The organism is Bacillus sp. EU63, assembly GCF_038592915.1.
Classification (GTDB): domain Bacteria; phylum Bacillota; class Bacilli; order Bacillales; family Bacillaceae; genus Bacillus; species Bacillus velezensis.
In genome coordinates, this window is the sequence record NZ_CP151944.1 from 686,504 (window position 1) to 707,875 (window position 21,372).

Genomic DNA, 21,372 nt, shown 5'->3' on the forward strand with positions numbered 1-21,372 from the left:
TTACTTTTCGAGGTGAACAGAATGGGAGAAGAACAAGACATTATTACAGTAACGGATCTGCGCAAAAAATATGGATCATTTGAAGCAGTGAAAGGGGTATCCTTTTCTGTCAAACGCGGCGAACTGTTTGCATTTCTGGGAACGAACGGTGCGGGGAAATCGACCACTATCGATATTCTCTGTACGCTGATTAAAAAGACATCCGGAAAAGTGGTAATAGACGGTTATACGCTTGGTGAGGGGAAAGAGAATAATCATATCCGCAAAAAGATCGGAGTTGTTTTCCAAGAGAGCATTTTGGATGAACGATTGACCGTTTATGAAAATATCATGAACCGCGGACAATATTATCATTTAAGCAAGGCACAAGTGCAAGAGAACTATCAGTTTGTAACAGACTATTTAAAATTGGATGATATTAAGGAGAAAAAATACAGCGATTTGTCAGGCGGACAAAGAAGAAGAGCTGATATTGCCCGTGCCATCATCCATAAACCGACTATATTATTTTTAGATGAGCCTACTACAGGTCTTGATCCGCAAACGAGAGTATTTGTTTGGAATGCGATTAAAAGGCTGCAGGAAGAAACAAACATGACGATCTTTTTAACGACCCATTACATGGAGGAGGCCGCTGTGGCTGATAACGTTGTGGTCATCAAAGAAGGACGTCTGATCGCAGAGGGTACACCGAGTCAGCTGAAAGATCAATATGCGTTTGACAGTCTGCATATGATGTTTAAGCAAGGCGTTGATCCGACGGCATGGTTTGAAAATAAACAACTGGATTTTACGGTTAAAAACTCTATTTATTCTCTTCGTGTAGAGTCCACTCTCCATGCGCTGGACATTTTGAAAGGTCTTGAAGGAAAAATTGAATCTTTCGAGGTGGTTAAAGGGAATATGGATGATGTGTTTATCCATATTATCGAGGAACAAGGAAGCAGTTTGCCAGTAAAGGGGAGCATTGCATAAATGAAGTCTTTATCCAGTTTAATCAGCAGAAATATAAAAATATACTTCCGTGATCGAACGCTTTTGCTTCTTTCTTTGCTGTCAGTATTTATCGTCATTCTGTTATATGCCGTGTTCTTACAGCAGACACAGCTGGACGCCATTAAGGCCTTGGTCGGTTCGACAGATGATTCCAAAGCAATGGTGAACGAATGGATGGTGGCGGGATTGCTGTCCATTACAGCTGTGACAACGACTTTAGGCGCTTTCGGAATTATGGTGAAAGATAAAGAAAGCAAGAGAACGTATGACTTTTTAACAGCTCCTTTATCAAGGGCGACCATCCAATTGAGTTATGTCATTCATTCATTTGTCATCGGCTTGATCTTTTCTTTCATCGCCTTTTTAGGCTGTGAAATTTTTCTCGTTTCAACAGGCAGCAAGCTTTTAAGCGGTACAGATATACTTGAAGTATTGGGGATCATTATTCTTTCAGTTGCACTCTCGAGTTCCATAAATTTATTTTTAACGCTGTTTATTCACACACAAAATGCATTTTCGACGTTAAGTACGATTGTCGGAACAGCCATCGGTTTTTTATGCGGAGTATATGTACCGATCGGCGGCGTACCGGTGTTTGTGCAGAAGATTATTATGTATTTCCCTATCAGCCACACCGCCGTTCTGTTCAGAAAAGCGTTTATGACAGACTCAGTTGATAAAGTATTTAAACATGCTTCTGCGGACCAAATACAGGAATATGAAAAGCATTACGGGATCGTCTACAAGTTAAACGGCCATTTTATCAGTACGGCTGCGAGCTTGTGGGTCATTGTCATTACAGCCATCATATTTACCGTCATATCTATTTTCATATTTAAAAAACAAAATAAATGACTTCTTCAGACGATACATAACGATGTAACAGGCAGCACCCGTTTACTGGATGCTGCCTGTTTTGTTTATCATTATTCTTTTTGTGCTCAATTCTTAATTCCTCAAAAAGTTCTCGGATTTCTCTTAAAAAAGTGTTGAAGATATCTTTATTTACACTGTATCAGGCTGGTAGATCTTGCGAATAAATCAGTTGACGTTTTTTTGGTGTCTTGAAGTGAAAGAGAACCATGGTAGAGTCATCTAATACTTCTGCATAAAGATATATTTTTGCCCATTCACAAGGCATGATGTCATTTAATTCTCTGGTACAAATCTTACGTTTTTTTAGTTTCCAACCTTTTTCACCCTCAATCGTCGAGAGATCCTAGTTATAAAAAATAGCCCAGCAGTAAAGCGCTGAGCCATTATAGATTTATAGACCGAAGTAGCTTATTACAAACTGTTTATCATCCTCATCTTCAGGCAAAATCCCCAAGTTTTGATATTCCCATACCACTTGCCGTTGTGTTCCGTTTAAGTCTGAGGCGATGACATCGGTGTAATCGTAGTCAATTGAGAATTTACCGCTTCGTTCGAGATGCAAAGTGAGGTTTGTCCATAAGTCCTCGTTGTTTGTTTTAAATTCATCCCGTAACTCTTCAAAGTAATCATGCAATTCATATAGAAGTTCGTCATATATATCTTCATCAACATTAAAATGTTCAGGAATATCGTGTGAATATATATATTCCTGATTTTGTGGAGTAGTAAAGAAGAAGTAAACTTCTGAAGAATCATCTAAAATTTCGGCATAAAGAGCAACCTTCTCCCGCTCAGACGGAATGATTTCATTTATTCGCTCAGCGATTTTTTGATATAGTACTCCCATCTTTTCAGTTTCCACAATATCAGAATCCTTTTTAATTTTTTATATGTTTAGATACTCTTCTATGAATTTTCTATCTTCCTCATCAGCTGGCAGTATGCCGAGATTTTGATATTTCCAAACATCTCGTCTTTGAAGGTCATCAAGTTCAGAGGATAAAACATCATCATCATTATAATCAATTGAAAACTTTCCGGTATTTTCTAATTTTAAAGTGAGATTTGTCCAAATATCTTGATTGCCTAGTTTAAATTCTTCTTTTAGTTCTTCAAAAAGCTCTTGAAGTTCAATTAGCAGTTGATCGTAAATCTCTTCGCTCACATCAAAATGTTCAGGTATATTATGAGAAAATAAATAATCACTGTTATTTGGTGTTGTAAAATAAAAGTATATATCCGCTGAGTCATCAAGTATTTCAGCATATAAAGCGATCTGTTCCCATTGAGATGGAATCATTTCATTTAGATGTTCAGCAATCTTTTGATATAGTTCACCCATTTTTTCATTGTTCATTTAGATATTGTTCAAGGAACTTTCTGCTGCTCTCGCTTATTGGCGTAATTCCCAAGTGCTTATATTCCCAAATGACTTGTCGCTCAGTATCAGTATATTTTGAAGCGAGTATATCTTCATAATCATAATCAATTGAGAATTCACCGTTTCTATCTAATTTTAGTGTGAGGTTAGTCCAAATATCTGAGGATTGCTTTTTAAATTCATCCCTTAATTCATCAAATAAATCTTGAAGGTCTAGCAGCATATTTTTGTAAATTCGATTACTTACTTGAAAATGTTCTGGAATATCGTGTGAATAAATATATTCTTCGTCTTCGTGTGTGTTAAAGAAAAAATAAACTTCTCTGGAGTCATCTAAAATTTCGGCGTATAGAGTAACCCTCATCCATTCGGAGGGAATCATATCATTTATTTTTTCAGCAATCTTTTGATATAGTTGTTCCATTTTTGTAGTTTCCATTTTCATCAGCCTCCAATTTGGTTTCTAATTGTTATGCTCTTTGTTCTTTCTTCTCCAATTTTATATGTTATATCAAATAAAGTGGGTCTTAACGAATCGCTCTCATACACATTTTCAATTGTGACCGTAACCTTTTTTGGAGGTTCTTCTTTAAGCGCTTGCGACCATGCCTGTTCTAACTTATACCATTTCCCGCCGCTCCTATTAATCTGAGAATTCATCGGCACGATGTTGTCGAATTGGCCTGAGCCTTTGAATTGAGTGGCGATTAGGTGGCCTCCGTCGTCATCTGTCAGACGGTCTGGTTTACCTGCTTTTGACTGTGCATATTGGTTGCGTTTTGCTTCTCCCAGCTGCAAGTCTGCTTTGACACTTGTAATTCTACCATAGTTGTCAGTGGTGTACGTGTAGCCTTCTTTTGTTTTATAGATGACATTCGGCTTCAATACTTTCTTTCTGGTCCATTTCGCAAAATGCTCGCCGTATTTGACCGTTACCGGCGGTACATGCGGTGCCGGTGTCCGCCTGCCGCTTGCGGAGGTTCCGTACGGTTTCGGCAGGATGACCTTGGCGAATTTCTGAAGTCCTTCTTTAAGTGTGACCCCGTTGACAGCATTGTAAGGCACGCCCGCCGGCACTAAGTCGTGACGCGGATGATACGGGAGCATATCAGCCAAGGTGAGATCTCCGATTTGATGTAACTTGTTTTTGACACGTTTTTTTGATACTTCCATGCCTGTGTTTACTTTTTGTTTGATGTGATCAACGGTTTGTTTTGAGACTGTTATCGCTTTTTGAGCTGTGGCGGATTTGATTGCTGCTGTTTTGACTTTGGTTGTCACTTTGGCGGCTGTGCCTGTTTTTGAGACGGCGCCGACGCCTTTTGTGCCGACAACTGATGTCACAACGGTGCCCACTGCATATGACACCCATCTTGCTCTGGAGTAGGTGTCGCCATTCACCATGTCTTTTTGGTACGATTCTTCGATTGCCGCTGAAATGGCTTCATACGTTTTGATCGGGTGAGCCATCGCTCCTGTAATGGCTTCAACCGTTCCGCCCGGATCTGTGACCATATCCCACAGGCCTGTGACCGCGTCTTTTCCGGAATCATAAAGGCCGACGGCAACGCCTTTGAAACCGTCTGTAAGTTCACGCGTGTTTTCAATTTGAGTGAAGTAGCGCTGCTGTTCTTTTGTCAGGTTTTTATAGCCGATCGTTTTGGCCATTGAGTAGAATTCATCAGCATTCGCATAATCGTAGTTTTTCAGTCTTTCTTTCAGTTTTTCAATCTCCCGCTCTTTCGCTTCTTCGTTTTTAATCGTCAAATAAGCATCCGAATGTCTTGCAATCTCGCCTTTCTTCTTATGGATGTCGCTTTCTCGATACGCTTTGGCGTTGTAGTGAAGCGGCGTGGCGCTTTTTCCTTTGCCCGTGGCGTTTTGGAGCTGCTGAAAGTCGGCTTGGAGGAACTGTTCGTTTGCTTCGGTTTCTGCGTATTCTTTCGTTAGATCGTGATCAAGTTTGCCGAGTTTATGTATCGTTTTGCTTCTTTTTTTGTCAGCTGAAGAAAGCTTCTGATCTGTGCTTTCGGTTGAAAACAGATCAAGCGAGATGATGTCTTCGATCTCTCCGAGGATGGAGCGCATGTCCTTTTTCTGCTCTTCCATAATCGCCTTTGATTTACTGAGGGCGTGGGTGAGCTCATGCTCCAGAAATGATTCCTCCACATGCGAATTGGAAAGTCCGGCGTCTTCGACCTTGCCGGGAAGGCTTGTGAGAAATGCGATTTTCATATCGATCAGATCAAGCCAGCTGTCTGTGACGCCGGCGTGGTCCTTGAAAAAAGCTTTGATGTTATTTGCGCCCCGGCCTGAGAAATCATTGTCACCGAGATCAGCCATGCCTTGAAACGCTTTTTTCAGATTAACCATCTGGCCGCGCAGTTTTTTGTATTCACCCGCGCGCTGTTTGGCAGCGGCGAGGAGGCTGTTTGCTTCGAAAACTTTCATGACCATATCCTTTCATTCGGGGGTTTATAGAGGGAAAGATTAAGAAACTTATCAGAGACTGTGCAAACATAGGAATAGGGTTTCCCTGAATCTATAAAGCCTCAATATTCTTTTCGATTTTTTGAATGACTTGTCTGAGCCATAGTATTGGGGATAGTCCGTAACTATTGATATCTACACCATCTGCAGATTCTTCTATAAAATCATTTTTTTCTTCATCTGAGTAATCGCTATTTATAAACGTTTTGAGTGCTACTACATCGTTTTCTTGTTCTTTTTTAGGTATCTCTGCTAAGTATTCTCCAAGAGCTGACTCAGGAGTGTCTATATCTTGATGGAAAATCCCTCCCAAAAATTGAAATACAGGTTCAGAAATATTTGTTTCAATCATTGATCTCACCTCGTGGGATAGCCTGTTAATATAAAGCTACCATCATTTTTCTTTTTCAATATAATTTTAGCATTAGTTAAGTCAGAAATTTCGGCTGAACCTTTGGTAATTCCTCGGCCTAACACTTCTGATCCTTTATAGGAGAGTACCAAAGGTTTCTTTACATCATTATTTAACCATTTTTCTATTTTATCTTTATTATCTGATAAGGTAATATTAGCAACCTTTTCTGCAGTTGCTCTATCCTTAAAAGATGATGATCCGGATATTTTCTTGTTACTCATTTTGCTTTTTTCAAGCCTTTCCATGAGTTCTTGGTCGCTCTTACCAACATGTCTTTCTATAAGGTGTCCGCCTTTTGCTTCGTGAGCAGCTAAGCCACCGCCTGGTGCGAGAGGGGTACTATCACCTTGTTTGACATTACCTACGGCCGTACTGTTAGAAGTTTCAGACTTACTGAGCACACTCTCTTTTTTATCTTCAATAATACTTTTCAACAAAGGCGTATTCTTCACATTGTGAGTATTTTCAATATTCTGTGCTATTCCGGCAAGCGCGGGTTCGTACTTGTTTTTCGAAACGGAATTAATATAGTCATTTCCTTTTTCAATCCCGGTTTTTACATGTTTTGCAGCCGCTTTTTCTCCGGCTTCCAAGACGTTATCCACTTTGGCGGCACCTGTTTTCGCGAGTTTGCTTGAGACTTTCACAGCTGAGCCGGAACCTTTGAGTCCGACAATGCTCCCGATGGCGTAGGTGATGTAATGTGATCTTGAATACGCATCCCCGTTAACCATTTTATCATTCCATGAATCCGCCAGGTTTGTCCATATGATTTTTGCGTAGGAGGGCGTGTTCAATACAGCCGATATGGTTTTAGTGACTTTTTGTTCATCAGAGAGATGGTAAAAATCCCATGCGCCGACAGCCAGATCTTTGACGCCTGTTATGGTGTCTTTCCCGACATCATAAAGGCCGACGCCTACTCCTTTAACGATATCCCAAGCCGTTTCTCCGACTTCTTCGAGCTGTTTTGCTTGTTCAAGCTGCATCACATATTGCACCTGAGCGGGTTCAAGGTTTTCATAGCCGATCTTTTTCGCGATTTCCAAATATTCATCCGGATCGGTGACACCATCGGCCAGCTTTTTCTTCAGATCCTTGATCTCCCGCTCTTTCGCTTCTTCCTTTTTAATCGTCAAATAAGCATCTGAATGTCTTGCAATCTCGCCTTTCTTCTTATGGATGTCGCTTTCACGGTACGCTTTGGCGTTGTAGTGAAGCGGCGTGGCGCCTTTTCCTTTGCCTGTAGCGTTTTGGAGCTGCTGAAAGTCGGCTTGGAGGAACTGTTCGTTTGCTTCGGTTTCTGCGTATTCTTTCGTTAGATCGTGATCAAGTTTGCCGAGTTTATGTATCGTTTTGCTTCTTTTTTTGTCAGCTGAAGAAAGCTTCTGATCTGTGCTTTCGGTTGAAAACAGATCAAGCGAGATGATGTCTTCGATCTCTCCGAGGATGGAGCGCATGTCCTTTTTCTGCTCTTCCATAATCGCCTTTGATTTACTGAGGGCGTGGGTGAGCTCATGCTCCAGAAATGATTCCTCCACATGCGAATTGGAAAGTCCGGCGTCTTCGACCTTGCCGGGAAGGCTTGTGAGAAATGCGATTTTCATATCGATCAGATCAAGCCAGCTGTCTGTGACGCCGGCGTGGTCCTTGAAAAAAGCTTTGATGTTATTTGCGCCCCGGCCTGAGAAATCATTGTCACCAAGGTCAGCCATACCTTGAAACGCTTTTTTCAGATTAACCATCTGGCCGCGCAGTTTTTTGTATTCACCCGCGCGCTGTTTGGCAGCGGCGAGGAGGCTGTTTGCTTCGAAAACTTTCATGACCATATCCTTTCTTTTGTTCGATATCAAAATTTTACCACGTGAGTCGGGATATACAGTGTAGGAAATAGGTAATAAGAATAAAATGAATCTTTTGGCTTGCGACTTCCTTCCTGTATGAAGGGAGGCTTTTTATGTTTTGTACAATAACCTTCAAATTCGGCTTACTGCGCTCCGGTGATTTTAAGCGTGCCTGTTTTTTCTAATGTCTTACACTCGAAACAACCTAACCGCTGAGGTATAATAGAAGCAGAGTATTTATCATACAGATTCAATTCGTGAAAGAGAGTGGAACAAAATGGGCCGTAAGTGGAACAATATTAAAGAAAAGAAAGCATCGAAGGACGCAAATACGAGCCGGATTTACGCGAAGTTCGGCCGTGAGATTTATGTGGCGGCAAAACAGGGCGAGCCAGATCCGGAATCGAACCAGGCGTTAAAAGTGGTGCTTGAGCGCGCGAAGACGTACAGTGTGCCGAAAAATATTATTGAGCGTGCGATTGAAAAGGCGAAAGGCGGCGCGGAGGAGAACTTTGACGAGCTGCGTTACGAAGGTTTCGGGCCGAACGGTTCAATGATCATCGTTGATGCGTTAACGAATAATGTAAACCGCACGGCGCCTGAAGTGCGCGCCGCATTCGGGAAAAACGGCGGAAATATGGGTGTGAGCGGGTCTGTCGCTTACATGTTTGATGCGACCGCCGTTATCGGCGTTGAAGGCAAGACGGCGGATGAAGCGCTGGAATTGCTGATGGAAGCTGATGTGGACGTGCGCGATATTTTAGAAGAGGATGACAGTGTTATCGTGTATGCCGAGCCTGACCAATTCCATGCCGTGCAGGAGGCATTCAAAAATGCCGGCGTTGAAGAGTTCACGGTTGCGGAGCTGACGATGCTTGCGCAAAATGAAGTTGAGCTTCCGGAAGATGCGAAAGCTCAATTTGAAAAGCTGATCGATGTGCTGGAAGATCTCGAAGACGTACAGCAGGTTTATCACAATGTAGATTTAGGCGAATAAAGACAAACAGGCCGGGGCGGCATAAGTTCCGGCCTTTTTATTTTGCTTACGCGGTCGGCCTGTATCGTATGTCTCCGTAAGCAATTATTGATTATTTCGCCAAAACTGGGCGGATGCCCATACGTTTCCTTCCGGATGTCATAAACTGGACTGTAACCTATGTGAAGGAGCGATAAGTCATGAATGAAAGAAGACCGATTTACGGCGGAGGCTTTGGCGGCGGCTATGGAGGCTTCGGAGGCTACCCGGGGTACGGTTTTGGCGGCTATGGAGGCTTCGGAGGATATCCGGGATACGGTTTCGGCGGAGGCTACGGCTACCCGGGATACGGTTTTGGCGGTTACGGCGGTTTTGGCGGCTACGGCGGCTACGGAGGCTTCGGGGGATATCCGGGGTACGGTTTTGGCGGCTATGGCGGAGGCTACGGCGGCTACCCGTTCCATCATCATCATCGGGACAGCCAATATATCTGACCATTCGGGAAAAAGCACTCTTGGAACAGCAGGAGTGCTCTTCTCATGTTCTTGCAGCTGTGTTACGATTGGAGCAAAATCATCAAGTACATAAGGCTTTCTGTAAATCATGAGCAAGCTCACAAACCTTTTCTTTCTGTTGTTTATAAACTGAAAAGCATGATCTGTAAAAATCTCTTTATCGGGAGGTTTTACATGTGAGAAGTGAAGACGAAATGATGAAATTGATTCTTGATATTGCGATGAAGGACGAGAGAATCCGTCTTGTCACTTTAGAGGGATCAAGAACCAATAAAAATGTACCGAGAGACAGATTTCAAGACTATGATATTTCTTATTTTGTGACCGATATGGACTCCTTCACATCTGACGACAGCTGGCTGGATCAGTTTGGCGAAAGAATGATGATGCAAAAACCTGAAGATATGGAACTTTTCCCTCCGGAACTCGGAGACTGGTTCTCCTATCTAATGCTATTTAAAGATCATCATAAAATCGACTTAACTTTGATCCCTCTGAGTCAAACAGAGGATTATTTTACACAGAGTGATGGTTTGGCGGAAATAGTATTAGACAAGGATGACCGAATCAACCATAAGATTATTGCGAGTGATGAACAATATCATATAAAGAAACCGACTCCCCGAGAGTTTGATGATTGCTGTAATGAATTTTGGATGGTTTCAACCTATGTGATTAAAGGATTAATGCGTAAAGAAATACTGTTTGCGCTGGATCATATGAATGACATTTTAAGGCCTAATGTTTTGCGTATGATTGCGTGGAATATCGGGATAGAGAATCAGTTTTCATTAAGTGTAGGGAAGAATTATAAGTATATTCAACATTACATGAATGCGAAAGATTGGGAAATCCTGCTGAATACTTATGTCGGCAATACTTATGAAAGCGTGTGGAAGGCATTGTTTGACTGCCAAGGTCTCTTCAGAGCATATTCAAAGTCAGTGGCTGTTTTATTGAGATATGAATATCCTGAATATGATCAACAAATTACGGAATATACATTGAAACATTATCAGCGCTTTCAATCAGATTTTTCATTATGATTTTTTTACTTCAAATTCCAGATGAGTTACATTGAGTCCGTTTTTAACGGGCTTTTTTATTTTCTTACAGGGCATAAATGCCGATACGGATTCATACCTATTAAGGTCATGTGTTTAGGAAAGGAGGATCGTAATGAAAGAAAATCAGCCGTTTACACCGGTCAAATCCTATAAACCCTTCCACAGCCGGTTTGATCCCTGCCCGCCGATCGGGAGAAAATATTACAGAACGCCGCCGCATCTTTATATGCGGTTTCAGCCGTATCACTTGGAGCAGTTTTCCCCGATGGAGGCATTGAGAAAAGGGACCCTTTGGAAGGATCTTTACGATTTCTATGATAATCCTTATCGGGGGGGAATCGAATATGGCGAAAAAGATTGATGATGAATACTATCGGCTGCTGGAACAAATCCAGGCGGCGGACTTTGTCTTGGTGGAGCTGACGCTTTATCTGGATACACATCCCCATGACCGTCTCGCGCTTCAGCAGTTTCATGAATATTCCCGGTACTCAAGACAGCTGAGAAAGCGGTTTGAGCCTGAGTACGGACCGCTTCTGCAATTCGGCGTGAGTCAGGTCGGCGCTCAATGGGACTGGGGCCGCGGTCCTTGGCCATGGCAAGTATAAGGAGGGATCTGTAAATGTGGGTATATGAAAAAAAGCTGCAGTATCCGGTTAAAGTGAGTACATGCAACCCGATGCTGGCTAAGTTTCTCATTGAACAATACGGCGGGGCGGACGGCGAATTGGCCGCAGCGCTCCGGTACTTAAACCAGCGCTACACGATTCCTGACAAGGTGATCGGCCTGCTGACGGATATCGGCACGGAGGAGTTTGCGCATTTAGAAATGATTGCGACGATGATTTATAAGCTGACAAAAGATGCGACCCCGGAGCAGCTGCGTGATGCAGGGCTCAGTGATCATTACGTCAACCATGACAGCGCGCTGTTTTATCACAATGCGGCCGGAGTTCCGTTCACAGCGTCTTACATACAGGCGAAGGGAGATCCGATCGCTGATTTATATGAGGATATTGCGGCTGAAGAAAAGGCGAGAGCGACGTATCAATGGATTATTGATATTTCCGATGATCCTGACCTGAATGATTCACTCCGTTTTCTGCGTGAGCGTGAAATCGTCCACTCTATGCGTTTCAGGGAAGCGGTTGAGATTTTAAAAGAAGAACGTGATAAGAAGAAAATTTTTTAAACGGCCCTCAAACATGACGGCTGTTTTTTTCCTTTCTGCGTTTGGTCTATAATAAAGGTGTCGAATATTCTGATTACAGGAGGCTTTTATGACACCATTTACGATCACGGAGGAGAAGGCGGGGGCATTCCGGGTCACCCCCGCCCGGAAGGATGATGAAAAAGAGGTCATGGATCTGCTCGTGCAAGCGGCAGAATGGCTTCGCGATAAAGGGTCGAACCAGTGGAGCGGCCTTCTGCAAGGGGAAGATACCCACAATATGCGGGAGGCGATCGCCAAAGGGTATGTTTTTTTATTCAGGCAGAATGAAGAGCTGGCCGGCGTCGTCATGCTGCTTCCCGAAGCAAGCGGGTGGGACAGACGTCTTTGGGGCGATGAAGGACATGAGGAGTCCGTATATCTCCACCGGCTGGCGATTAACAGGCGGTTTGCAGGCGAGAGGCTCGGCCGGACAATCATGACTTGGGCGGAGACGGGTGTGTCTTGTCCGGGAAAAACGAAAATCCGGCTCGATTGCGTGTCCGAAAACAAGGCGCTTCAGTCGTTTTACAGCGGAATGGGGTACGAATCAAAAGGACTCGCGCCGGGTTATCATTTGTTTGAAAAAAAGATGAGCAAATAAAAAGCTCCTCATGACGGAGGTGCAAAAGACATGGGGTTTTTTTATCTGATCTGTCTGGCCGCATTTTGTCTTAACTTTGCCGTATCGGCTGTGCTCCGTAAGAAATGGCCGAAAAAGATGTGGCCTGAGTGCCTTTTGGCGGTGCTGGGCCTGACTGCTTTCGGTACGGTTGTTTACAGCATTTTCGGTGTCGGCGGCTGGGAAGGAATGGGCTTGGGGCTTGCCGCGATGTTTGCGGGTTCCGGAGCGGCCGCCGGTTATGCCGCTGAGGTGTGTTTACGGGTCGTCAGATCGAATCAAAAACAGTAAGCAGAAGTGAAAAAACGCGGCCTCGGCTGCGTTTTTTTGTGTGTTGCCGGCCGCTGTATAGAAAACAGGCGAATGTCCATAATGGTAATGACTTTTAAGAAGAAGGTGCGAATATGGGACATTTACTTACAGTGGCTTGGGAGTTAGTATGCGGTTTGGGTATTTTATTTGTGATTTTAAAATTGCTTGGAAAAACTCAATTCTCGCAAATTACGCCGTTTGATTTTATTTCTGCGCTCATCCTCGGCGAACTGGTCGGAAATGCGGTGTATGATAAAAACGTCAGGATTATTGAAATCATTTTTGCTTCTCTGTTATGGGGAGTTTTAATTTATCTCATCGAACTGATTACGCAGAAAGTAAAAAGCACCAGAAAGCTGTTGGAAGGCGAGCCGAGTATTATCATACATAAAGGAAAACTGAAATATGATGTGCTGAAAAAGAATAAGCTGGACATTAATCAATTGCAAAGCCTTCTCAGACAGGCGAATTGCTTTTCCATACAGGAAGCGGAGTACGCGATTTTAGAAACAAACGGGATGGTCAGCGTCCTGCCGAAATTTCAATATGATACGACGAAAAACGGCGACATGCAAATAAAGCCGAAGCAGGTCTCTTTGCCGGTCACGCTGATTATTGACGGCGAAGTGCTGTATGAAAATCTGAAAGAAGCCGGGCTGGAAGAAAAGCAGCTGAATCAGGAGCTGAAAAAGCTGAACATCAAAAAAACGGAGGACGTGCTGTATGCGGAATGGAAGCCCGATAAACCGCTGTTTGTCCTGCCGTATGAGGAGAAAAAATAAAAAGAGCATTGCCCTGGGGCAAATGCTCTTTATTATTTTTCGTGTACGCCTGTTTTAACGGCTCTGACATGATACATACCGACATCCGTCCCAAGCATATAATCAGGTTTCGGCTTGCCTTGGTTTGCTTTGTGGGCCGCGATGTGGTCTTCGCTTTTTTCCCATTGTTTCCAATGATCTTCTGACTCCCAGCGGATTAACACGACGACTTCTTCATCACCGCGGCGGACTTTTTTTTCCAGGACCGTTACGTCTATCAAACCTTCCTGCTTTTCAATCACGCCTTCTGAACTGAAGCGTTCGATTACTTTGTCGGCATGTCCTTCTTTTACGGTCATTTTTCTGATTTGCACGAACATCTGGCATCTCTCCAATCATTTTCACGCTTTATCCAATATTTTAAATGAAAATGATTCTCAAAGTCAATTGAGATGCCTGGCGGATTACGATTTCAGGAGAAAGACATGACCATCCTCATCTTTAAATTGCACGAAGCTGCCCCATTCCATTTGTTTCGGTTCATCTAAAAAGGTGATGCCGTTCTTTTTCATTTGTTCGTATGCGGCAAAGACATCTTCACACTCAAATACGATAGAAGCCTTCATATGCTCGGCGCCTTTCATCATCGATTTCGGATAAATAACCAAATGAGTGGCGGCTCCTTTGGGCGCTACCTCAAGCCAGAAGGCGCCCGGGCCCATCGGATGCTCGGCGACGGTTTCAAACCCCGCTTTTTCCGTCCAGAATGTTTTCGCTTTTTGCTGATCATCAGTGTATACGGCGACTGTCGCGATTTTTTTGATCATCATACTGACCTCCTGTTTCATTTCTTTTATAGTGTATCCTCCTGCCAAAAAAAGCAATCAAAAGCTTTAATGTGCCGGTTTTTTTAATTTCTCTAGTGCGATCGGCGATTCCGATTTATAATTTAGACAAAAGTACATATTCTTGAAAGAGGAGACGGCAGTGAACAAAGACCAGTTACTTCATGATTATATTATTACACATTCGGCAGAGCTGACGGAAAAATGGCTCAAGCTGAGACGGAAGCTGAGAGGGCGTTTTTATTCTGCGGATCAATTAAGTGAGGAAATGAAACGGCTGCTGATCGAGCAGCATACCTTTACAAACACGGTCATCGCAAGCGCTTTTTTGGAAGATCCGGCCGTTTTTCAGCATAACAAAGAAAAATGGGCCGCACAGGTAGCGAAAAGCAGAGTGGAGCAGGACGCGGAGGTTCATGAGGTCGTTGAGGCGATCGGCAATTCAAGAACCGTCTTTTGGGAGGCGGTCACCCGTTTTATGGATGAGCATCAGGACATCGTAACAAACGAGGATGCCCGCCGCTGGAATCACCTTGTCAACAGCTCGTTCGATCAGCTGATGACGGATTTTACTGAACAGTTTCAGACATTAATGATCGCAAGGCTGTCATCTCAGCAGGAGCTTATTTCCGAATTGAGCTGTCCGGTTATTTTGATCGCGGATACGATCGGCACTCTGCCGCTCATCGGATCGATTGATACGAGACGGGCGCGCGTGATTTTGGAGACGGTGCCGGAAAACTGTGTCGCCAAACGGATCACAAACCTTGTGATCGATCTGTCCGGTGTGCCCATTGTCGATACGATGGTGGCGCAGCAATTGTATATGCTGTCGAAAACGTTATTTCTCCTCGGCATCAGAACCGTGTTTTCCGGCATTCGGCCTGATGTGGCACAGACTTCTATCCAATTAGGGCTTGATTTTTCAGAGTATCAAACTTACGGCTCCCTGGAGCAGGCGCTCGCCAGCATGGGTGTCACATGTGTGATCGAGGAAGCAAAAGCATAGAAAAAAGGTGCTCCGGCCAGAGGCGGAGCGCTTTTTTTGTCAGCGGAAAACAATTTAAATAGTCTAAAAATTAGTTGACAGCTAGGGATAGTTTGAATTATTCTTATACACATCGAACCGGCACAAATAGCTGATCGTACACAAACGAAAGCTGGCCGTTCTGCCCAAATCTGATACCGGTATAATTGCCCATCAGTCAACTGAAGGCATATTATTTCCCTTTTTTGAAAGGGGATAATATGCCTTTTTTTATGCGGAAAAAGAGAGGAGAAATCAGGCACATGAAAAAAACAGCGGCATTTTTAGTATTGATCTTATTGGCAGGGGCGCTGTCAGCCTGTCAATCTGAGTCCGGCAGCGCGTCATCAGACGGAAAGACCGTTCAGATGCTGAATGTATCGTATGATCCGACCCGGGAGCTGTATAAAGAGTATAATCAGGCCTTTTCTTCCTATTGGAAAAAGAAAACGGGTCAAGATGTAACCGTTCAGCAGTCGCACGGAGGTTCGGGGAAGCAGGCCAGATCCGTAATAGACGGACTTGACGCTGATGTCGTAACGCTTGCTTTAGGTTATGACATTGATTCGATAGCAGAAAAAGCGCGACTCATTGATCAAAACTGGCAGTCACGTCTGCCGGATCAATCAACTCCTTACACGTCAACCATCGTATTCTTAGTCAGAAAAGGGAATCCGAAGCACATCAATGATTGGGCTGACTTGGTGAAAAAGGACGTTTCGGTCATTACGCCCAACCCGAAAACATCGGGCGGAGCCAGATGGAACTATTTAGCGGCATGGGCATATGCGGATGAAACGTATCATCATGACGACACGAAAATCAAACAGTTTATGAAAGACCTCTACGGCAATGTGGAAGTGCTTGATTCAGGGGCGCGCGGAGCCACGACCAGTTTTACAGAAAGAGGGATGGGGGATGTGCTGATCGCCTGGGAAAATGAGGCCTATCTCACACTGAAGGAATTCGGCAAGGAGAAATTTGAGATTGTCAATCCTTCAATCAGCATTCTGGCTGAGTGTCGTCGACAAAACGGCGGATAAAAAAGGAACAAAAAAAGCGGCTGAAGCATATTTATCCTATCTCTACAGCAAAAAAGGGCAGGAGATCGCCGCGAAGAATTTTTACCGGCCCCGCGATAAAGAGCTTCTGAAAAAGTATAAAAAACAATTCCCGCAGATTAAAACGGTGACGGTCGAAAAGGAATTCGGCGGCTGGAAAAAAGCGCAGGAAACCCATTTCAATGACGGCGGAACCTTTGACAGCATCTATGAGAAATAGAAAGAGGAAACGAGTATGAGAACGTTACTTTTCAAAAAAACAAAACCGTCCGTGATTCCGGGTTTCGGATTAACGATGGGATTTACATTTTTATATATGGCCGTTTTGGTTATCGTGCCGCTGTCCATGGTGTTTTTTCATACGATGTCAATGGGGCCCGGGGACGTCTGGCATATCATTTCTGAGCCGAGGGCCGCGGCTTCCTATCGGCTGAGCTTCTTGACGGCGGGCTGCGCCGCTTTGATCAATGCGGTTTTCGGCGTTGTCATCGCCTGGGTGCTGACGAGATATGACTTTCCGGGGAAAAGGCTGGCTGACGGCCTGGTTGATCTGCCGTTTGCGCTGCCGACCGCCGTCGTAGGCATTACATTAACGGCAATGTATTCACCGGACGGCTGGATCGGACAGCTGTTTCCTTTCCGTATTTCCTTTACGCCGATCGGCATTGTTATCGCATTGACGTTTATCGGGCTGCCTTTTGTCGTCAGGATGGTTCAGCCCGTCTTAGAAAATCTCCAAAAGGAAACGGAAGAAGCATCTGCTTCACTTGGAGCTTCGAAATGGAAAACTTTCCAAAAGGTCATTCTGCCGGAGCTTTTTCCTTCTATTATATCGGGTTTCGCATTATCTTTTGCCCGCGCCCTCGGGGAGTATGGTTCTGTCGTTTTTATCGCGGGCAATATGCCGTTTAAAACCGAGATTTCCCCGCTGATCATTATGACGAAATTAGAGCAATACGATTATGCCGGGGCAACGGCTGTTGCGGCAGTCATGCTTGTCATCACATTCTTTATTTTATTCGTCATCAATGGATTGCAATGGCTCACCGCGAGAAAATACGCAGGAAGGTAGGGGATATGCCATGCAGATGGAAACAGCGAAAACAGCCGTGCCAAAGCGGGAGATGCGGGAATCACCCGTTGTGAAATGGGTGCTGATCTCAGCGGTCCTGCTCTTTTTGTCCATATTTTTAATCATGCCGCTTGCATTCATATTTATTGAAGCTTTTAAAAAGGGAGCGGAAGCATATATCCTCTTTGTCACGCATCCGGATTCCCTTGCCGCGATGAAATTGACGCTCCTCGTCGTTTTCATCACGGTTCCGCTGAATACGCTGTTCGGCGTCGCCGCGGCGTGGGCTGTGACCAAATATGAATTCAGGGGGAAAAGTCTGTTTATGACACTGATTGATCTGCCGTTTGCCGTGTCTCCGGTAATCGCGGGCTTAATCTTTGTCCTTTTGTTCGGGCTTCACGGCTGGCTTGGTCCATTTTTACTTGATCACCAGATAAAAATCGTATTCGCTGTCCCGGGAATCGTGCTTGCATCCTTGTTTGTGACGCTCCCTTTCATCGCCCGGGAATTAATACCGCTTATGCAAAGCTTAGGAAATGCTGAAGAAGAAGCCTCCGTCACGCTAGGCGCGGGAGGCTGGAGAACGTTTTGGCATGTCACTCTTCCTAATATCAAATGGGGGCTGATCTACGGCGTGATTTTGAGCGCGGCCCGGACAATCGGCGAATTCGGCGCCGTATCAGTCGTTTCCGGTCATATCAGGGGTGTTACCAACACGCTCCCGCTTCATATCGAAATTTTGTACAACGAATATCAGTTTACGGCCGCTTTTGCGGCGGCCTCCGTCATGTCGGTTTTTGCGATTGCGACACTGTTTTTGAAAAACATCATTGAATGGAAAGCCGGTTATCGTTCTGTCAAAGCCGGATGAGGAAGGAGTCATTATGGAGATTACGATCGACAGTATTTCTAAGCATTACGGAAACTATCAGGCATTGCGGGATATCAATCTTCACGTCAATAATGGCGAGCTGGTTGCGCTTCTCGGTCCGTCAGGCTCAGGCAAAACATCATTATTGAGAGTCATTGCCGGTCTTGAGCAGGCGGATGGGGGACGTGTCCTGTTCGGAAAACAAGATGTGACGGATACGCATGTGAAAAGCAGACATGTCGGTTTTGTGTTTCAGCACTATGCGTTATTCAGCAAGATGACGATTTTTGAAAATGTCGCCTACGGATTAAAAGTCCGTCCGCGAAAGCAGCGTCCCGCCAAAAAGGAAATTGCCGAAAGAGTGAGAGAGCTTCTGGCGCTTGTGAAACTGGAACCTTATGAAAAGCGCTATCCCTCGCAGCTGTCAGGCGGACAAAGACAAAGAGCCGCCCTCGCACGCGCCTTGGCCGTAGAACCGAACATTCTGCTGTTGGATGAACCGTTCGGCGCGCTTGACGCCAAAGTAAGAAAAGAGTTAAGACAATGGCTCAGACGGCTTCATGATGAATTCGGCATGACAAGTATTTTCGTCACTCACGACCAGGAAGAAGCGCTTGATGTGGCCGACCGCATCGTTATTATGAATGAAGGTGCGATTGAACAGATCGGAACGCCGCAGGAGGTGTATGATCACCCCGCAAATCCGTTTGTGTACGACTTTCTCGGCAGTGTCAACGTATTTGAAGGAAGAGTGGAGGAAGGAAAGCTGATCACCGGAAACGCGGCAATACCTGTCGGGCATGCTGATCAGGATAAGGGGATCGCTTATGTGAGGCCACACCATTTTACCGTAGAAAAAAAACCGTCCGGTCTGCATTCATTTGAAGCAAGGGCGGCTCATATTCGCGCCATCGGACCGTCCGTCAGATTGGAAGCCGTCCGTACCGACACAGGCCAGCACTTGGAGATTGAGCTCTCAAAAGAGCAATATGACGCCTTGGGGGCGGGCGTCGGTGACACGGTTTATGTCAAAGCGAAGGAAGTGAAAGTTTTCGCAAAGAAAACATATCCAAAAATTGTGTAAATGTTATTGATTTCTGAATGAAAACATAATAGTATAATTATATATTTCTTATCAGAATAGTATGAATTAAAACGCTCATTGTCAAAAGACGAACGGCCAGACATAAAGGGGGAGCATGATGACGTCCAAAGGAAACGTAGATCCGCATGTGATCGAAAAGATTATCAGCGCGCTGGAAACGCTCGATTTCGGGACAGTTCAGATTACGGTTCATAATTCCCAAGTGACACAAATTGATAAGGTGGAGAAATATCGATTTTCCCTGAAGAGCAAAGAAGTAAAACAATCTTAAAAAACAGCCAATGACAGGAGGCGGTACATATGAAGCATTCAACTGTTCCTTTCCGGGAGAGCCGGTATCTGCACCTGCCCGAAGTGCGCTTTCTGCATTGGTGCACGAAGCAATACGGCATTAACAAAGGCGTGCTCAATACAATTGACGGCTGGTTTTATGATGCGGGCGTCATTCCGATTCCCGTCAGGCGTCTTTATGTGCTGGCATTCCTCGATTTCGCGAAAACGCCGGGGAAGAAGGGGAAAATCCGATTCGGGCACGGCGGTTTGACGAAAAAACTGCATGATTTCATGGATATGCAGGAGTGCGCAGCAAAACGTCAGGCCTGACATCCTTAAAATCTTCTTAAAATCATACAAATTTCTCCCATTTTATTTATAATAGACCTATCACGATCATTTTTTGGGAGGACTTTTGACATGCAAACTGCTGCTTATGAGAGCAAACAATCTATTATGCAGCGCATTATAACGGTATTTGTGTTTACACTGTTAGTTGCGACAATCGGCCTGTATACGGGCCAGTTCATTCCGCCGGCATTGATGCTGCCGCTGTCGGTCTTAGAGGTCGTCATGATCATCGCCGCGTTTTGGCTGCGCCGAAAAAAAGCCGTCGGATATGTGTTTGTGTTTTCATTCGCTTTCATTTCCGGAATGACGCTGTTTCCGATTATCAGCCATTATGCGTCCGCAGCGGGGGCCTATGTTGTATTGGAGGCATTCGGTTCTTCGTTTGTGATTTTTGCGGTGCTCGGCACGATTGGCGCTAAGACGAAAAAGGACTTGTCGTTTTTATGGTCCTTCTTGCTTGTCGCTGTTATCGCGCTTCTCGCAGTGGGGATCTTTAATATTTTCAGCCCGCTGAATTCCGCCGCCATGATGGCGTATTCCGTCATCGGAACGATTGTGTTTTCAATGTATATCTTATACGATCTGAACCAGATCAAGCACCGGGACATCACGGCTGACCTGATTCCTTTGATGGCATTGACGCTTTATATCGACTTTATTAACCTGTTTATCAACCTGCTTCGGTTTTTCGGGATTTTAAACAGTGATGATTAACCGCGCGAAAAAGGCGCCCTGCTGAGAGGGGCGCCTTTTTATATTCTGCCGCCGGAAAACAGCAGAAGCTTATCAAATAATACTTCAAGCATTTTTGTCAATTCCGCTTTTTGTTCAGCGGTGAAGCTTTCCATGACTCCTGAAATATTGGAGAAGTGGCCGGGAAGAAACAGCATCAGCTTTTCTTTTCCTTCTTTTGTGAGTTCGATGCTGATTTTTCGTCTGTCGCCGGTATGCCGGCTGCGGTTTACAAAGCCGTCCCGTGCGAGTCCGTCGATCAACCCGGTGATGGTCGCTTTGGTGACATTGGATTTTTTCGCCAGTTCCGTCGGGCTCAGGCTGTGGCCGGGTGCGTCAAACAGAAACATTAAAATTTTGAATTTCCCTTCGGACAATCCGTGACTTGAGAAATAATGCTCCATGACCTGATTCATTTTTTTAGACATATCAAATAACGTCAAAAATGTTTTCAAGGATTCAGCATCCATATCGGCGTAAATCTCAGCGCGTCCGGCAATCTGCGAGTAATCCGGCAAATGTCTCAACTCCATTTTTGTAAGCCTCCGTACCATTTTAGTGATTCAA

The 21,372-nt window shown here is 44.5% G+C and carries 26 protein-coding genes and 3 pseudogenes; 19 read left to right on the plus strand and 10 right to left on the minus strand.

The annotated features are described in order from the left end of the window. Nucleotides 1-21: 21 nt before the first annotated feature. Together NYE38_RS03525 and NYE38_RS03530 are read left to right on the plus strand one after the other, a co-directional pair. Nucleotides 22-975, plus strand: a complete 954-nt coding sequence (locus NYE38_RS03525; protein WP_025649904.1) for an ABC transporter ATP-binding protein — start codon at nucleotides 22-24, stop codon at nucleotides 973-975. Beyond that, nucleotides 976-1,851 carry an ABC transporter permease gene (locus NYE38_RS03530; RefSeq protein WP_003155719.1) on the plus strand — a complete coding sequence of 292 codons (876 nt, stop codon included), beginning with the start codon at nucleotides 976-978 and terminating at the stop codon, nucleotides 1,849-1,851. A 67-nt stretch (nucleotides 1,852-1,918) separates the two neighbouring features. Here the strand turns inward: NYE38_RS03530 and NYE38_RS03535 are convergent. The 7 genes and pseudogenes from NYE38_RS03535 to NYE38_RS03565 form a co-directional block, all read right to left on the minus strand. Then, nucleotides 1,919-2,162, minus strand: a pseudogene (locus NYE38_RS03535) (TIGR01741 family protein); the annotation flags it as partial. A gap of 101 nt (nucleotides 2,163-2,263) precedes the next feature. Then, nucleotides 2,264-2,734 carry an antitoxin YezG family protein gene (locus NYE38_RS03540; protein ID WP_252053037.1) on the minus strand — a complete coding sequence of 157 codons (471 nt, stop codon included), beginning with the start codon at nucleotides 2,732-2,734 and terminating at the stop codon, nucleotides 2,264-2,266. 24 nt (nucleotides 2,735-2,758) lie between these two features. Further along, nucleotides 2,759-3,229: an immunity protein YezG family protein gene (locus tag NYE38_RS03545; protein ID WP_252053036.1), complete on the minus strand. Its 471-nt coding sequence runs from the start codon at nucleotides 3,227-3,229 to the stop codon at nucleotides 2,759-2,761. After that, nucleotides 3,219-3,692, minus strand: coding sequence for an antitoxin YezG family protein (locus NYE38_RS03550; RefSeq protein WP_340803123.1), 474 nt, complete (start codon nucleotides 3,690-3,692; stop codon nucleotides 3,219-3,221). The genes NYE38_RS03545 and NYE38_RS03550 overlap by 11 nt, the downstream gene beginning before the upstream one ends. Nucleotides 3,693-3,697: 5 nt before the next feature. Then, the gene (locus NYE38_RS03555; protein WP_339075659.1) at nucleotides 3,698-5,704 is read right to left on the minus strand and encodes a T7SS effector LXG polymorphic toxin; all 2,007 of its coding nucleotides are present in this window, start codon (nucleotides 5,702-5,704) and stop codon (nucleotides 3,698-3,700) included. Between the two features lie 91 nt (nucleotides 5,705-5,795). Beyond that, nucleotides 5,796-6,095, minus strand: coding sequence for a contact-dependent growth inhibition system immunity protein (locus NYE38_RS03560; RefSeq protein ID WP_017419055.1), 300 nt, complete (start codon nucleotides 6,093-6,095; stop codon nucleotides 5,796-5,798). Between the two features lie 5 nt (nucleotides 6,096-6,100). Continuing rightward, on the minus strand, nucleotides 6,101-7,981 hold the full coding sequence (locus NYE38_RS03565) for a T7SS effector LXG polymorphic toxin (protein WP_340803122.1): 1,881 nt from the start codon (nucleotides 7,979-7,981) through the stop codon (nucleotides 6,101-6,103). Between the two features lie 298 nt (nucleotides 7,982-8,279). On the opposite strand from NYE38_RS03565, the gene NYE38_RS03570 reads away from it, so the two are divergent. The 9 genes and pseudogenes from NYE38_RS03570 (at nucleotide 8,280) to NYE38_RS03610 (ending at nucleotide 13,486) form a co-directional block, all read left to right on the plus strand. Continuing rightward, entirely contained in the window at nucleotides 8,280-8,999 is a 720-nt protein-coding gene (locus NYE38_RS03570; protein ID WP_003155709.1) for a YebC/PmpR family DNA-binding transcriptional regulator, read from the plus strand. A 329-nt stretch (nucleotides 9,000-9,328) separates the two neighbouring features. Beyond that, nucleotides 9,329-9,427, plus strand: a pseudogene (locus NYE38_RS03575) (hypothetical protein); the annotation flags it as partial. A gap of 242 nt (nucleotides 9,428-9,669) precedes the next feature. Next, nucleotides 9,670-10,539: an aminoglycoside 6-adenylyltransferase gene (ant(6), locus tag NYE38_RS03580; protein WP_017419060.1), complete on the plus strand. Its 870-nt coding sequence runs from the start codon at nucleotides 9,670-9,672 to the stop codon at nucleotides 10,537-10,539. 133 nt (nucleotides 10,540-10,672) lie between these two features. Next, nucleotides 10,673-10,921, plus strand: a complete 249-nt coding sequence (cotJA, locus tag NYE38_RS03585; protein WP_003155704.1) for a spore coat-associated protein CotJA — start codon at nucleotides 10,673-10,675, stop codon at nucleotides 10,919-10,921. Continuing rightward, nucleotides 10,905-11,168: a spore coat protein CotJB gene (cotJB, locus tag NYE38_RS03590; RefSeq protein WP_007408934.1), complete on the plus strand. Its 264-nt coding sequence runs from the start codon at nucleotides 10,905-10,907 to the stop codon at nucleotides 11,166-11,168. The genes cotJA and cotJB overlap by 17 nt, the downstream gene beginning before the upstream one ends. Nucleotides 11,169-11,182: 14 nt before the next feature. Next, on the plus strand, nucleotides 11,183-11,752 hold the full coding sequence (gene cotJC, locus NYE38_RS03595) for a spore coat protein CotJC (RefSeq protein ID WP_003155700.1): 570 nt from the start codon (nucleotides 11,183-11,185) through the stop codon (nucleotides 11,750-11,752). Between the two features lie 88 nt (nucleotides 11,753-11,840). Then, nucleotides 11,841-12,374, plus strand: coding sequence for a GNAT family N-acetyltransferase (locus tag NYE38_RS03600; RefSeq protein WP_110085671.1), 534 nt, complete (start codon nucleotides 11,841-11,843; stop codon nucleotides 12,372-12,374). Between the two features lie 30 nt (nucleotides 12,375-12,404). Further along, the gene (locus NYE38_RS03605) at nucleotides 12,405-12,683 is read left to right on the plus strand and encodes a YesK-like family protein (RefSeq protein ID WP_017419062.1); all 279 of its coding nucleotides are present in this window, start codon (nucleotides 12,405-12,407) and stop codon (nucleotides 12,681-12,683) included. Between the two features lie 113 nt (nucleotides 12,684-12,796). Next, nucleotides 12,797-13,486, plus strand: coding sequence for a DUF421 domain-containing protein (locus NYE38_RS03610; RefSeq protein WP_017419063.1), 690 nt, complete (start codon nucleotides 12,797-12,799; stop codon nucleotides 13,484-13,486). A gap of 32 nt (nucleotides 13,487-13,518) precedes the next feature. On the opposite strand, the gene hmoA is transcribed toward NYE38_RS03610, so the two are convergent. Both hmoA and NYE38_RS03620 read right to left on the minus strand, forming a co-directional pair. Continuing rightward, nucleotides 13,519-13,845, minus strand: coding sequence for a heme-degrading oxygenase HmoA (gene hmoA / locus NYE38_RS03615; RefSeq protein WP_003155696.1), 327 nt, complete (start codon nucleotides 13,843-13,845; stop codon nucleotides 13,519-13,521). An 84-nt stretch (nucleotides 13,846-13,929) separates the two neighbouring features. Further along, nucleotides 13,930-14,292 carry a VOC family protein gene (locus tag NYE38_RS03620; RefSeq protein ID WP_007408938.1) on the minus strand — a complete coding sequence of 121 codons (363 nt, stop codon included), beginning with the start codon at nucleotides 14,290-14,292 and terminating at the stop codon, nucleotides 13,930-13,932. A 160-nt stretch (nucleotides 14,293-14,452) separates the two neighbouring features. Between NYE38_RS03620 and NYE38_RS03625 the strand changes: the two genes are divergently transcribed. From NYE38_RS03625 to NYE38_RS03660, 8 genes and pseudogenes are all read left to right on the plus strand, one after another. After that, entirely contained in the window at nucleotides 14,453-15,319 is an 867-nt protein-coding gene (locus NYE38_RS03625; protein WP_014417142.1) for an STAS domain-containing protein, read from the plus strand. Between the two features lie 281 nt (nucleotides 15,320-15,600). Next, nucleotides 15,601-16,618: pseudogene (locus NYE38_RS03630) on the plus strand (sulfate ABC transporter substrate-binding protein). A gap of 15 nt (nucleotides 16,619-16,633) precedes the next feature. Continuing rightward, entirely contained in the window at nucleotides 16,634-17,470 is an 837-nt protein-coding gene (gene cysT, locus NYE38_RS03635; protein ID WP_252053084.1) for a sulfate ABC transporter permease subunit CysT, read from the plus strand. Between the two features lie 10 nt (nucleotides 17,471-17,480). Beyond that, on the plus strand, nucleotides 17,481-18,344 hold the full coding sequence (gene cysW, locus NYE38_RS03640; protein ID WP_100261635.1) for a sulfate ABC transporter permease subunit CysW: 864 nt from the start codon (nucleotides 17,481-17,483) through the stop codon (nucleotides 18,342-18,344). Nucleotides 18,345-18,357: 13 nt separating this feature from the next. Beyond that, a complete protein-coding gene (locus tag NYE38_RS03645; protein WP_021495152.1) occupies nucleotides 18,358-19,428 on the plus strand; it encodes a TOBE-like domain-containing protein in 1,071 nt (356 codons plus the stop codon). A 118-nt stretch (nucleotides 19,429-19,546) separates the two neighbouring features. Continuing rightward, nucleotides 19,547-19,720, plus strand: coding sequence for a YezD family protein (locus NYE38_RS03650; RefSeq protein ID WP_003155693.1), 174 nt, complete (start codon nucleotides 19,547-19,549; stop codon nucleotides 19,718-19,720). A gap of 29 nt (nucleotides 19,721-19,749) precedes the next feature. Further along, a complete protein-coding gene (locus tag NYE38_RS03655) occupies nucleotides 19,750-20,052 on the plus strand; it encodes a hypothetical protein (protein WP_017419069.1) in 303 nt (100 codons plus the stop codon). 90 nt (nucleotides 20,053-20,142) lie between these two features. Next, a complete protein-coding gene (locus tag NYE38_RS03660) occupies nucleotides 20,143-20,787 on the plus strand; it encodes a Bax inhibitor-1/YccA family protein (protein WP_007408941.1) in 645 nt (214 codons plus the stop codon). A gap of 38 nt (nucleotides 20,788-20,825) precedes the next feature. On the opposite strand, the gene NYE38_RS03665 is transcribed toward NYE38_RS03660, so the two are convergent. After that, a complete protein-coding gene (locus NYE38_RS03665) occupies nucleotides 20,826-21,338 on the minus strand; it encodes a MarR family transcriptional regulator (protein ID WP_017419070.1) in 513 nt (170 codons plus the stop codon). Nucleotides 21,339-21,372: the final 34 nt, after the last annotated feature.